The sequence below is a fragment of the Rhizobium johnstonii 3841 genome (genome assembly GCF_000009265.1).
Lineage (GTDB): Bacteria > Pseudomonadota > Alphaproteobacteria > Rhizobiales > Rhizobiaceae > Rhizobium > Rhizobium acaciae.
Genome location: NC_008380.1, coordinates 2,277,571 through 2,289,733 on the forward strand (window position 1 = coordinate 2,277,571; position 12,163 = coordinate 2,289,733).

Genomic DNA, 12,163 nt, shown 5'->3' on the forward strand with positions numbered 1-12,163 from the left:
TACATAATTGGCATCACTTCCTAAAGCGCCTCGCTGTCAGCAACACCGCCACCTTTCGTCTGTGTCCAATCCCGACACAGCGGGCCTCGCTACTCGAAACGGAATCCGAATAATCCACCGGTCTCGCTGTCTTCCAACCTGACGGGCATCACCTTGCTCAAGGCGTCAAACCCCTGGGAGAACGCGAGCTTGTCGAACTTGTCGCTGTTCAACGTCACAATGTACTGGCCGCCCACCTTGTCGGCCAGATTGGAGCCAAGCTCAATAGCGGTGCTGGTCTGACGCGGGTCGACGCCGTCGAAAAGGTGGCTGTCGTGGACGAGAAAGCGCGGTCCGTTCATTTTACCCGACACCACCTTGTAGAGCCCGTAGTCCATGGAGAAGACTTCCATGTTGGCAATTCCACCGCTGCGGTCACCCGCAATCCAGATGATGAATTTCGGCCCGGTTTCGGTGCTCTCGATCCTGAGGAACTTTTGACGCCCATCGGTGTAAAGCGCGTTCAACGCATCGTCGACGGCGAGGATGGCTGCCCGCACTGCCAACTTTCGCTCCCCCATGTCTGCTTCGAACCGCCCCTTGAGCTTGATGCGGCTGATGCGGTTCTGCGACTTACTGTCTTCAAGCTCCTGGAGAGCATCTTTTTGAGCCGCCAGCGAAGCAACCTTGGCGTCCAACTCGGCGAGGCGGCGTTGCATGACCCCGAGATCGCTGAACGCACCCTTGTCGGAGAGATAGGACAGGATTTCCGTGCGGCGCTTCGTCTGTGCGCGTCGCTCGCCCTCGAGTTTGTCGCGGCGCTGGATATTCCGGTTCAGCTCCTCGGACAGATGGTGACGTCGATTGCTGATCACCGACTCATGGAAGGCCTCGACCCGCTCAATTCCCCGTCGAGCACTCTCCGGCAACTGGAAGCCAACGGCTTGATAAAGCTTTTCGACATCAGCCAGGCTGGCGGTAGTTTCAGAGTTGAAACTCGCCTCGATGTGATTGATCACGTTCGTGACTTCGGCAAGACTCAAACTCAGGGTTTCCGCTTCTCTCTTTGCCGCCGCAGACTCATTGACCAGCTCGTCGTAGTGCTCCGCCACCTGTAGGTTCGAAAGCGCGTCGCGCTGGATCGACGCGCGCTGCTCGATAACTAGATGTTCGGCAGTGACCGCCGCCAGCGTCTTTAGCTCCGGGTTGGCGCGTCCCTTAGACCTAACTTCCGATGCGAGATTCTTCTGCGTCTGCTTCAGTTCCTCGAAGGCGCGGGCTATCGTCCAATCCAGGCCGAACAGGTAGCAAAGAGCGACCTGCGCGTCGTTGTCGGGGATCGCGTTGGCATATTTGACTGGATCGATAAATCCCTGGTCGGATCGACGGCGGGCGAAATAGCCGAACAGGCTCCGAAAAGACGGGCCGCCATTTTCGAAGTCGGTGCCCTCGCGGATAAGCGGCAGGTCGAAAATTTGGTTCCCCAGCCATGCCGTCCAGTCTTTGATCGAGGTGTAGGGGTCCAGGAGGTCATCTTCTTGCATGAGCCGCTTTGCCGGCGGGCTTTCAAATGAAACGAACACCTTGTCGGGGCTGTGGACACGCCTTTCCACGCGCAGTCGCGTGCCGCCGATCGTGAACCGCCCCCAGTAGCTTGATGCGCGAAGCGCCTTGGCCTTAAAGGGAGAGTCCGCAGAGATGCTCGATCCCAGCAGAAAGTGAACAATCTCGAGCATGCTCGACTTGCCGAGGCTGTTGCGACTGTCTTTGTCGGTGGCTTCGCTGCTCTGGTCGGCGAGCAGGATGTTCAACCCGGCCCGAAATGTCAGCGTGCGAAATGTGGGGATTGAACTGCCGATTTCGTGGATCATTGCCCGCGCGCCCTTTGGATGGTCAAAAGGCCGTCTTTCATGTCGATCATATGGACGGTGTAGAGGAAGGTCAGGGCGAGGGTAAACCAATCGAAGCCCAGCGTCAGCCCACGCTTGTTGCGGTCACCACGAACATGCTCCCACACCTCGCTCACGGACTTGGGACTGTCCTTGATGACATTGAGGACCTCGCCGCCGACAACAATCAGCGAGCGCTCAGCCGGCAGGAATTTGCTAGGCAGGATCATCGACGAGTTCCGGGACCAGGATATCCTCTTTATCCTCGAAGATAATGCACGACTCAAACATGGTCGCGAGAATAGCCATCGAAGCCTCGTGGCGGCCGTCGCTTTCGTTCACATAACCCGCGAGACCTTCGTGCAGATGCTTGAGGATTGATCCGGCATCATTACCTTGCGCCTTGAGCTTTTTGTACTCGGAACGCAGATACGCCGGAATAGTCTCGGTGGCGAGTTCCTCTGGATAAGCCGCCAAAATCTCTGTGACGATCGGGGAGTAACTATAAAACAGGGTGAGATTGTTCCGCCATCGCGTTGGGATCAGGTTGTAATCCATCTTATCCAGCGGCACCTCGCCGATCTCCGAGGGGTCGGGCAACTTCTGATCCATCGCGGCAACGATGCCTGCGAATATGTTTGAGACCGTCTCAGGAAGTCGATCCCGATCAGCATCGTTGAACACGCGTATTCCTATGAGGTCTTCAAGATCGTCCTCGCTAAGGCGAGGTAGCAAACTGCCGAACATGTGTATGTCGAAGAAGCCCGACTCGATGCCGTGCTGGGCGGCGATGACATCAATCTCGCGGAGCGTGTCGTACATCGGCCGCGGCAGATCGATGAGATTGTGAGTGAACATCCATTTTCTCATTTGCGGCGTGGTGCGGCGCGCGGTGTAGAAGTCCTCAACCATCTTCTCGCGGACGCTTGCCACGTCAACCACGGCCCCATTTCGCGCACCGTAGCATTGATAGAGCGTGTCGGTGCTCTTGTGGTAGCCGTCCATTCCTCCGTCCCCCAGACGTCCGTGCGCTCTTATCGGGACAAAGTCCCCCGGATAGATGCGGCCCATGAACTCGCCGAGGAAGTCCTGGAACGCCGTGCCGTGGCTTTTGCGAAGCTTCAGCTCCAGCATCTGTCTCCAAACCCGCGTCACGTGTCCCCCATCTGTTGATTGGCACGACTTTTACTAGAATCTCGTAAAAGTATCGTATGCGGGTTCCTGCAAGGCAATACGATCCGCGAGGTCTTTTCATGCTCCGGAATTCATTGATTAAATCCCGTTGACAAGCGATCTTGTTCTTCATATGTGCTCGTCGCGGCGGACGAGCTGATCCCTTGTTTGCCGCATGGCATCTCGCCATGACGCACGGTCGGCGGCGCTCGAGCGCAACCGATCTCCCGTCTGCCGCTTCGGGCGACGAAGAGAACCACGTGCACGCACTCACTGTGACTGGCCTATGACCTACGGTCATAGGCCGTTCTCTTCGATCCTGGTCCAGATTTCGATTTGCTAGTATTACGACAATCTCGCGTGTGATTTTTAACGAAGGCTCTTCCGGCGCTCAACGTGCCGATGTATATCCCTACTCGCGGGAGTGGTGGAGGGCCGTAATCTGTTGTCGGAATTGTCTTTTTCGCCGCGCGCGTTGCTAGCATCGCACGCTTGGACATCTGTGTTCTTTACGACCTACTCGCTCAGCCTCTCGTTTCTCGAAGCCATTCCCTTGGCGGCGGTCAGTCGAAGCTATCGCGATTTCACCGTCGTAACCGACATCGCAGGTTACCGTTCGTCGCTGGCGGATGTCGGCGCGGTAGGTATCGGTCGCGATTACAATCTCGTCCCCGTTCACTGCGCGACCGGGGTATTCCATCCGAAAATCGGTCTGTTCGCCGATCAAGACGGCGAGGTCAGAGCAACCGTAGGGTCGGGAAATCTCTCCTTCGGTGGATGGGGCTACAACAACGAGGTTTTGGAAGTCCTTCGCCCCGGCAGGGACTCCGCATGCTTTTCAGGATTGGCCGATCTTATCGAAGCAATTCAGCGCGAGGCTCGTCCCGAAGGGTTCCTCGATTGCCTACGCTCTCCCGACCTCCATAACTACGTGTCGCTGGCCCGTCGATCCTCCTTGGTGCCAGGCAGCGGAACCGGCCGTCTCCTACACACTATGGCCGGCACCTTGACTTCGCAGATCGCGGGCCTGGTAGAAGAGTTGGGAGGCGCTGAGGAGCTGACAGTGGTGTCGCCGTTCTTCTCTGCGCATCACGGGATCGCCGCCCTCTCGGAAGCGATCGGATGCGACAACATCCGGATCGCGGTGCCACCACGAGCGCCATCGGTTTTCGATTTCGCGGCTGCTTCTGCCACCGGTCTTAATATTCGCCCGGTTTCCTGTGACGAATTCAACGACAGCCGCTCGCTTCACTCGAAGGTGTTCGACATCGGTTGTCGCCGGGGGCGATTGATAGTCAGCGGAAGCGCCAATGCGACGGTTCAGGCACTCGGGAGAGCAAACGTCGAAGCAGTCGTCGCCCGTATCCACGACCGCGCGCCGATGTTCGGCTGGATATCGGCCAATGCGCTGCGATGCCATACGACCGGAGAAGAGGCCCCGCAAGAGGAGGAGCGTTCCTCGCTTGCCGTCGACTACGACGGAGGGGTCATCAGAGGACGTGTCATGGGAGGCGGCGTGACCACCGGGACTTGGACAGTCAGCATCGCTTGGGGCGCGAGGAGGGAAGCTGGACCGGATGTTGTCATCGACGAAGATGGCTACTTCGCATTCAAGCCACCGAGCTCGTTCGATCCGATGAGGGTTGCATCGTCGGTCCAGCTAATTCTGCTGCGGGACGCGGTCGAGCTTCGCGGGTGGCTTATCCTTCGCGGCTTCATCGACGCGATGAACAGGCGGGGGCCGATCGCTCGCTCGCTGGGGCGGATGATCGCAGGTATCGAAACGCTCAATGACCTCACGGCTATCATGGAATACGTGTCGCGAGAACCGCGGGCATTTATCGATGCCGCTCAGCGGACTGGGGGAGGGAGATCAGATCGTGAGCAGACGGCGGGCCTGAAGGTTATTCGACCTTTCGCTGCGGGTGACGCTTTTGAACTGTCCCACGATGGAGCCAGAGGATCGGGCATCGTCAGCAATGGCGATGAACTGATCGACGCACTTGTTCGTATGCTTGCGACCGCCGCTGCGCAAGAAAACGACGATAGCGGCGATGACGAGGAAGAGGACGACCTTTCTCCTCAGGAAGGAAGCGATAAACGTAAGCACGGGGGCGGCAAAGAGCCAAAGAGTGGGGGGCAGACCCAGAGGGTGAAGCCCCAGATCATGGAGACGGCCTTCAGCCGACTCTTCGAGGAACTGGTGAGAGTGCCTCCTGGTCCGGCCCGCGCGCCAGGACTATTCCTAGTCTTCGATATGATCGCCAAGATCGCGCCTCGCAGTTCACTCGGCGAAGAGTTGACCCCGCGCTTACTGGCAAAGTGGCTACAGACAGCGGCCGGTTCGAGGCCCGTTGATGTAGATCCGACTGGACTGGATGAATGTGTTGCCGCAACGGTGTCCAGGCTCGTTATCGGTGATCCGGGCAAGGCCCAGGCTATGCACGAATTCCTCCAGGCCTGGACCGGAGGGGAGGTACCAGAGGAGTTCGCAGTTCCTTGTGAACCTCAAGCCGGAAAGCTGAACGAAGAGGCTCTCGCGCCCGGAATGACGCAAAGCCAGTGGACGCAGACATGGTCATCTATTCTCGAGACTAAAACGCCGTGGAACAAGATGAATGATCTTCGGAAAGCGCTTGCCACGAAAGACGGACCATACGTCACACCAGCCGGCGCGACCATTGACGAGGAGGTCACCATCTCGCGGTACTCCACCAGGCAAGGCCGTGACGACCGCATCGTCTGGATGGCAACCAAGTACGACAAAAGGCCAGGTTGCCCGAAATGCGGCCATGGCTTCCCCGGCGTAAAGGCATCGAAATTCAGGCGGCACAGGATCGCGACATGCGAAAACTACAGGTGCGGCCGGGTCGTCATTGACGTGTCCCTATAGGAGGGCTCTATGAAACTTGCCGACATAGACAAGCTCTTCGACGACGCCGGTGGCGTGCGGGTTGTCGCGGCGCTGGAAGTGCGAGAGAGCGGCGTCGATCCGATCGGTCTCCGGCAAATCAACCTCGACCTCATGGACAACGTTGCGCCGGGGATCAATAACGTCACTCAGCACGTTCGCTATTACACATTCGTCGCGTGGGCGGCTTGGAAGGCGTCGACACAGGCAGCCATGGAGGGTGTCGATGATCCGCAGGTCATCGCCGACCTCATGGAAAGATTTGAAGCCCTGTATGCATGGTCGCATCTCCTCGACGGTCGACCCTTCAGGGGTGCAACTTCGCTGAGGCAGACGATCGCGCGGACGCCCGAGGGGCAGGCCTTCCGTTTCGAGGGCGAGGTTTGGGAAAAGTATAAGCGGACCCGCACGAACATCATGGCTCCAACCGAATACGGTCCTTCTATCAAAGCCCTCCGTTACCTCAGTCTCGATGAGGCCATCGTGACAAAGCAGGTGATGCCCGCTGTCATGGATTTCGAGGCACGCGTTCAGGAGGTGCTGTCTCCGCATCTCCTCGCCGTCGCGCCGCCTTCGATCAAAGCTTCCGAGATCGAAAGTTTCGCCACGAGGCTCTCTGTCGAGGACCCGTCCGATGTGGAGCGCGCGGTCTTCCGGTTGATGTTCCACGAAATCGGTTCCGATGAATTGGCCTCCCCGGCGATGCGCCGCCGCAAAGGCACTATCGACTACCTGATCGGGGTGCTCAAAGAGCTAGGTCCCTCTACACAGGACGATATACGCAAGCGCTTCGTCGCGAACAGACTCCCGGCAGACATCGGCGGCGCTGTCGAACACGTTACCCACTCCGCGATTATGCTGGCGTATCTTCAGGCCCGACAGCTTCAGAGGCTGGCGACCGAGGCGATGCTGCTGTGGACTGAGCGAGTTCTCACCGAGGAGAGCGTCGGGGGAGCGGCTCGGTCAATATCTACTGAGGAGTTGGTTGACCGAGCAGATGCTGCCGCAGCCAGCCTGGATGACTCTTACCGGGCATCGGTAACGGTGGGCGGCTATCTCGCGTCCATCGTTTCGATGGGTGGGGACACGGGGTGGCCAGAAAGCGCCGCGGAACCCGGGACTGCTGTTGTTGACCTTATGGTTTCCCTACGTGAGGCTCAGCAGAAAGACCCGACGCAAATACCCGGTCTGGCCGCTCGTAGTTTCGCCGTCGTAAAGGCAGTGAACGATGCGCTAAAGCTAACCGATCTTCCTCAGACGTCACAAAGGGTCATTGACGGACGTCCAGACCGGTTGCCGATGAGTCTGATGTCGACCCGGCTCGAAGCAATTTCGGAAAGACCGCGTGCTTCCATGTGGGCTGAGATCATTCAAGGCTGGGTGATCGGACAACACGTTCATTGGTCGGCCGTCAGGGGCGGGGACGGAAATCAACGATTGCGGATAGCCCTTGAAGAAGCTGGCTGGATGCGAGTCCGGAAGCGTGCGACCGGCAATTTCGTCCCGACTGCTGACCGATTATACACGATGCTGGCACTCGGCGCGTCTTGCGGGCTCATCCAAAGGACCGACGATGGGCGATTTGGAGCTTGAGCGAAAGATGATCAAAGCGCCCGCGCGCTGATCGATACTCCTCGTGTCAGAGCCCAGCCATGGTGCCTCGGCGATCATTGAGCGTTGGCGAGGAGGGAGCCGCCCTTTGTTTCTGGATTTCGGTGAGGCTGAATTTCCGCTGCCTTGGCTGCCTGCCATGGGAGTGCTTTGGCTGCTGAATTACCTTCGACGCGAGCGCGTGATCGTGACCCCCGTTCGCCGCCAGAGCGTGGTTGACCACTTGTTAGCCGGCACGCCTATCCAAGGTTTTGCAAGACCAATGCAGGCTCCGCCTCGGAGATCGCCATTGCCGGATTTCGACGCTCATCTCATGAGGAGACGGACGCGCCGGCCCAGGTTTTAAATTCGTGGCGATGGAATGCAGAAAACCGCGAGTAATTGAATTCCACCCATCAGACTTCATTAATTCCTGAAAGGTAAGACGGCCGAAATAGGAGCCGTCTCAATGGATTGTCGCATAATCGAAGTGGTGAGGCCGGGAGTTGGCAAGGTTCGAGACCTGCCATCATCTGAACTGTCCAGCCTAAACCAAGAATACTGGGTTTTAGTCGATGGCGTGAGCCTCCGGGATATAGGACCAGAAGGAGAGAATAGACTGCGCGCAGCAGTCGACGCTCTGGAAGATGCCGTATTCGCCAAGCTTGCCGCGCTTCTTGAAGAACTGGGAAATCTGAATTTGGAAAGAGCCGAAGTCTTCTTTCGCAAGCAGAAGGAAATTTGGGAGATCGCCTCCGGTGACCCTGAATTTCTCGCCGCAAATACGTTTACGACTGTCGCAGAGCTAGCCGCAGCGGCTGATCCCGAAAACGGCCTCAGCCTCCCTGGAGTTTGAGGCCCCCGCGGGCATCGACGATATCGACTATCCGCTTCACTGGGCGCTGATATGCCTCAGCGACGGATGGATGAGAAAGATTTAGACATGCCCCGACGCCCAGATTGCGTTCTTCCTCGATCATCGAATCCATGATCTTCCGAACCGATGCCAGCACGAGGCGCTCCGTTTCCGTTGCATGGCGCTCGATGTATGCCTCATTACGATGGAAGACACCACGAAGAATAGCGACATCTCCCATATCGATAAGAGAACGCAACAAGCGTAAACCGCCCGCCACTCTATTGATCGCGATCTGATACATTTTGCACCTCATTCTCAATCAGTTTCGAATGAGAAAACAGCCGGCGCAAGCTGGCAAGTACGCCATTTCCTGAAGATACGAAGGCGCGATGACGGTCATCGTCCATGGGCATCCAACGCTAGAGCTTTGGGGCGGGTGCCGCAGTGAGGGTGTTCCTGGCTTTCGCCGCATCGATCCGTTTCCTCGCGTCGGAATTGTCGGCGTCGAAATCCTGCGCCAGATGCAGCTGGTTCATCATCTTCATGTCGAGTTCAGTCGCTAGGCCCGTATCATCTCCCCGGACGTCAAAGTCGATATAGATGCCGCACATGCTTGCGGATTGCTTTGCTTTCTTGACCGTGAATTCGTCAAGGCCGACTGGGAAGTCACTGATGCCGATGCAGCCCAATGGCGATTCCAGTTTTTCGGCCGTTGCGCGCTCGGCACCGAATTTCCACGCTGCCCAGATGCCGCCGGTGGAACTCTTACCCATTACTGAAGGCTCGCCGAATTTCTGAATGGCTGCTGCAAACACCGACTCGGTAGTCGGGCGTTGCGACGGCCTGAACTTCAACTCTCGGCGGACCGCAAACAGCTTGTTTCCCGACCCCAATCCTGTGAACGCGAATTGCATCCGCTCGTGTTCCATATCATCCGGATTGGCGAGGTCGTTATACAGGGTCCTCCCATTTGCGACCCATTCAGTGCCTTCCGGGAGCTTCCAGCGCACAAACTCGTACTGAGCTTCCGGCCTGGCTTCCTGGAATTTCGCGATGATCTGGTCGGCGCTCATACCCAGAGCCATTCCATTGATGTCGATTTCGGCCGCCTGCGTCGCAGCGACTCCTCCGAGGAATAGCGCGGCAACGGCGGTGAGAAACGTGATTTTCATGATGTCCCCGGTGTCTGTTGAGGTCTGAAATCGGTCGCATCAATGCGCGCCCGAATGTGAACACGTTCCCTCATCCGAGTTTTGTTTTCGGCAATTTTCGACGGGGATTTCACCCTCTGCGGGAAATTAAGACGCCACAAAAGGTAGCAACGTTACCGACTGCTAAATCTGTCCGAACGGCGCTTACAAGGTACGGGCGACGAGGTCGTGGAGCGTTCTCGCATTTGCCAGACTTTTGAGGCGTTCGACGCGGTGTTCAACCGTGCGTGGGGACAGTTGGACTCGAAGCCCGATCTGCCTCATCTGAAGTCCTTCGCGCAAGAGCTGGAGGATTGCCAAGTCGATGTCATCGAGGTCCTTGCGTAGCGGGGCGGATTTCAGAAGGTAATGGATGACGCCGAAGACAAGACACCAATCCACCCCATGCTTCTCGAGTTGATGCGGCAGCGCTAGCATTTCGAAATTTGTCTGCAAATCGCCGTGGCGTACGGTTTCTGCGATTAGCGATGGCCGCCGGGTGGCAATCGCCTTCTCAACCGATGGATGGAGATGCCCCCTTGGCAATAGGGGAAGCCGGGTCTTGAGGAGTTCAGGGACTTCTTCATAGCTCGTCGGAATGCTGTAGTCGCGGACGACGTTGACCCGAAATTTAGAGAGTCGGCCGACGGGAAAATCGATGACGGCGAGGACCATGTTTGTTGCCAGACGCTCTCTGACCCCCTGATAGAGGGAAAGCGGGTCCTCGATATCATCCCGGGAAATCCAGACGTCGATCAGCTGCTGGGCAAACTCGCCGAAGGAAACGAACCTCATCGGCGGATGGTGTCCCGTAAAATGTCTACAGGCGTGGCCAGAAACGACCGTTTTTGTCATCGGTCGTCCGTGTTTTTGTCCCTTGCCTAAATCATTGCAACTATTCCCGGATTGTAATCGTGCATTTCCGCGTATCCGCCCGTCGAAAACGGTGGTTTCTGTCAAGCCGCGGGATGGAAAGACCTCAATGGCGAAAGTCGGCTACGCTCGCGTTTCGACGCATGATCAGAACATCGACCTTCAGATGCTTGCATTGCGCGGCGTCTGTTGCCGAGTTTTCGAAGACCATGGCATCTCAGGGGCAAAATCCAGCAGGCCGGGGCTGAATGCGATCCTGCGTTTCGTGAGGCGAGGGGACACCTTGGTCGTGTGGAGGTTGGATCGCCTGGGCAGATCGATACATGATCTCCTTCGGATTATTGAAAGGCTTCGGAAGAGGGGAGTGGAATTCCAGTCGCTCACGGAGCATATCGACACGGGCTCGGCCGGCGGCCGGCTCGTTTTTCATTTGCTAGCCGCGATGGCCGAGTTCGAGCGGCAGTTGATTCGAGAGCGGACGCTGGCGGGAATCGAGGCAGCACGTGCGCGAGGTACTCGGCTCGGCCGCCGGCCACGGCTAAACAATGATGAACGCGTCGCGGCCTACCATGCAGTCATCATCGACGGCGAAAATGCGACGGATGTCGCAAAGCGGTATCGAGTGCACCCCCGGACTCTAGCAAGACATATCGAGCGCATGCGGTGCCAGTGATCACTGGAACAAGGAAATGAGTTTGCCGGGAGCCTCGTTGGCAATGTTGAGCGACTGGACCGCGAGCTGCTGCTGAGCCTCCAGCGCTTTCAATTTCGCGGCGGTGTTTTCCATGTCGGCGTCCACCAACCGCCCGATGCCCTTCGTGTCCGATGATTCATTGCTGCTCGGGCAGAATGCAACGGAGACGGTGCTCAAGGCAGAAGACCTTACCCGTTTCCAGACATTGGCATTCGCGACGCACGGCCTGCTCGCGGGCGAAATCAGCGGTCTTCAGGAGGCAGGCCTCATCATGACGCCTCCCGCCGCCGCGACGGCGATCGATGACGGATATCTTTCGGCCAGCGATATCGCAGCATTGAACCTGAACACTGATGTCGTTCTTCTTTCCGCCTGCAACACCGCCGCGCCGGAGCAGGTGGGTGCCGAGGGACTGTCGGGACTTGCGAAGGCGTTTTTCTTCGCGGGAGCCCGTAACCTTGTCGTCTCGCATTGGGCGGTCGACTCCACGGCCACGGCGGCGCTTACCACCCAAATGTTCGAAAACAGAGCCAAGGCCGCGAACAAATCGTATGCATCGGCTCTTGGCGATGCGATGCGCGACCTGAGGGCGGTAGACGCGGGACGATTCGCCCACCCACTATATTGGGGTCCGTTCGAGGTCGTAGGGGCGGATATGTGAGGAAGCAACGCAATCTTGCCGAAATTACGTCGAGACAACCGTTTGATTTGATGGGGAGGCTGTCGGAGGTAGTGACGAGGGAAGTACCCTGTCCATCCTATAATTGTCGCGACCGGCGCTCAACTCGGCGGCCCAGAAAAGCCGCTGGCTGGTAACTCGTACGCGATCGGTGGCCAGCATCCGCCGCGTCGCCCATTTGGCTGACTACGCGACGACGACTTGTGAATGACGTTCCAGATCGCGCCCGCCGACCTCGGACAATGAAGGCCTGGCGCAAAGAATTTCCATCAGGACGGAGATAAATCGGCATCTCGGCTCGAGTGCTTTCTTGCATATCCAAAATT

General features: G+C 57.7%; 11 protein-coding genes and 1 pseudogene. 5 read left to right on the forward strand and 7 right to left on the reverse strand.

The genetic code is table 11. From position 1 onward, the window contains the following. Window positions 1-89 precede the first annotated feature (89 nt). From RL_RS11195 to RL_RS11205, 3 genes are read right to left on the reverse strand one after another with little or no spacing between them, the layout of a single operon-like run. On the reverse strand, window positions 90-1,850 hold the full coding sequence (locus tag RL_RS11195; RefSeq protein WP_011651757.1) for a DUF2326 domain-containing protein: 1,761 nt from the start codon (window positions 1,848-1,850) through the stop codon (window positions 90-92). Further along, entirely contained in the window at window positions 1,847-2,098 is a 252-nt protein-coding gene (locus tag RL_RS11200) for an ABC-three component system middle component 6 (protein ID WP_041936306.1), read from the reverse strand. Before RL_RS11200 ends, RL_RS11195 begins: the two co-directional genes overlap by 4 nt. Continuing rightward, window positions 2,085-3,002 (reverse strand): ABC-three component system protein, encoded by a 918-nt coding sequence (locus tag RL_RS11205; RefSeq protein ID WP_041936307.1) that lies wholly within the window; start codon window positions 3,000-3,002, stop codon window positions 2,085-2,087. Before RL_RS11205 ends, RL_RS11200 begins: the two co-directional genes overlap by 14 nt. A 484-nt stretch (window positions 3,003-3,486) precedes the next feature. On the opposite strand from RL_RS11205, the gene RL_RS11210 reads away from it, so the two are divergent. The 3 genes from RL_RS11210 (at window position 3,487) to RL_RS11220 (ending at window position 8,398) form a co-directional block, all read left to right on the forward strand. After that, window positions 3,487-5,934, forward strand: coding sequence for a phospholipase D family protein (locus RL_RS11210; protein ID WP_041936308.1), 2,448 nt, complete (start codon window positions 3,487-3,489; stop codon window positions 5,932-5,934). A gap of 9 nt (window positions 5,935-5,943) precedes the next feature. After that, the gene (locus RL_RS11215; RefSeq protein WP_041936309.1) at window positions 5,944-7,545 is read left to right on the forward strand and encodes a hypothetical protein; all 1,602 of its coding nucleotides are present in this window, start codon (window positions 5,944-5,946) and stop codon (window positions 7,543-7,545) included. Window positions 7,546-8,011: 466 nt separating this feature from the next. After that, on the forward strand, window positions 8,012-8,398 hold the full coding sequence (locus RL_RS11220; protein WP_011651762.1) for a hypothetical protein: 387 nt from the start codon (window positions 8,012-8,014) through the stop codon (window positions 8,396-8,398). Here the strand turns inward: RL_RS11220 and RL_RS11225 are convergent. The 3 genes from RL_RS11225 to RL_RS11235 form a co-directional block, all read right to left on the reverse strand. Continuing rightward, the gene (locus tag RL_RS11225) at window positions 8,379-8,702 is read right to left on the reverse strand and encodes a hypothetical protein (protein WP_011651763.1); all 324 of its coding nucleotides are present in this window, start codon (window positions 8,700-8,702) and stop codon (window positions 8,379-8,381) included. The genes RL_RS11220 and RL_RS11225 overlap by 20 nt on opposite strands. Before the next feature lie 118 nt (window positions 8,703-8,820). Further along, complete coding sequence (locus RL_RS11230; protein WP_011651764.1) at window positions 8,821-9,573, reverse strand: hypothetical protein; 753 nt, start codon at window positions 9,571-9,573, stop codon at window positions 8,821-8,823. A gap of 183 nt (window positions 9,574-9,756) precedes the next feature. Further along, window positions 9,757-10,446: a winged helix-turn-helix transcriptional regulator gene (locus tag RL_RS11235; RefSeq protein ID WP_122330863.1), complete on the reverse strand. Its 690-nt coding sequence runs from the start codon at window positions 10,444-10,446 to the stop codon at window positions 9,757-9,759. Window positions 10,447-10,573: 127 nt separating this feature from the next. Here RL_RS11235 and RL_RS11240 point away from each other — a divergent pair, with 127 nt between their 5' ends. Further along, entirely contained in the window at window positions 10,574-11,137 is a 564-nt protein-coding gene (locus RL_RS11240; RefSeq protein WP_011651766.1) for a recombinase family protein, read from the forward strand. On the opposite strand, the pseudogene RL_RS39060 reads toward RL_RS11240, so the two are convergent. Next, window positions 11,138-11,278: pseudogene (locus RL_RS39060) on the reverse strand (flagellin); the annotation flags it as partial. It abuts the gene before it with no gap. Between RL_RS39060 and RL_RS11245 the strand changes: the two are divergent. Then, window positions 11,274-11,819, forward strand: a complete 546-nt coding sequence (locus RL_RS11245; RefSeq protein WP_348645722.1) for a CHAT domain-containing protein — start codon at window positions 11,274-11,276, stop codon at window positions 11,817-11,819. The pseudogene RL_RS39060 and the gene RL_RS11245 sit on opposite strands and share 5 nt — an antisense overlap. Window positions 11,820-12,163 lie beyond the last annotated feature (344 nt).

Coding starts and splice junctions, on each gene's coding strand:
- RL_RS11195 (WP_011651757.1), bottom strand. CDS start 1,850: ATGATCCACGAAATCGGCAGTTCAATCCCCACATTTCGCACGCTGACA.
- RL_RS11200 (WP_041936306.1), bottom strand. CDS start 2,098: ATGATCCTGCCTAGCAAATTCCTGCCGGCTGAGCGCTCGCTGATTGTT.
- RL_RS11205 (WP_041936307.1), bottom strand. CDS start 3,002: ATGCTGGAGCTGAAGCTTCGCAAAAGCCACGGCACGGCGTTCCAGGAC.
- RL_RS11215 (WP_041936309.1), top strand. CDS start 5,944: ATGAAACTTGCCGACATAGACAAGCTCTTCGACGACGCCGGTGGCGTG.
- RL_RS11220 (WP_011651762.1), top strand. CDS start 8,012: ATGGATTGTCGCATAATCGAAGTGGTGAGGCCGGGAGTTGGCAAGGTT.
- RL_RS11225 (WP_011651763.1), bottom strand. CDS start 8,702: ATGTATCAGATCGCGATCAATAGAGTGGCGGGCGGTTTACGCTTGTTG.
- RL_RS11230 (WP_011651764.1), bottom strand. CDS start 9,573: ATGAAAATCACGTTTCTCACCGCCGTTGCCGCGCTATTCCTCGGAGGA.
- RL_RS11235 (WP_122330863.1), bottom strand. CDS start 10,446: ATGACAAAAACGGTCGTTTCTGGCCACGCCTGTAGACATTTTACGGGA.
- RL_RS11240 (WP_011651766.1), top strand. CDS start 10,574: ATGGCGAAAGTCGGCTACGCTCGCGTTTCGACGCATGATCAGAACATC.
- RL_RS11245 (WP_348645722.1), top strand. CDS start 11,274: ATGCCCTTCGTGTCCGATGATTCATTGCTGCTCGGGCAGAATGCAACG.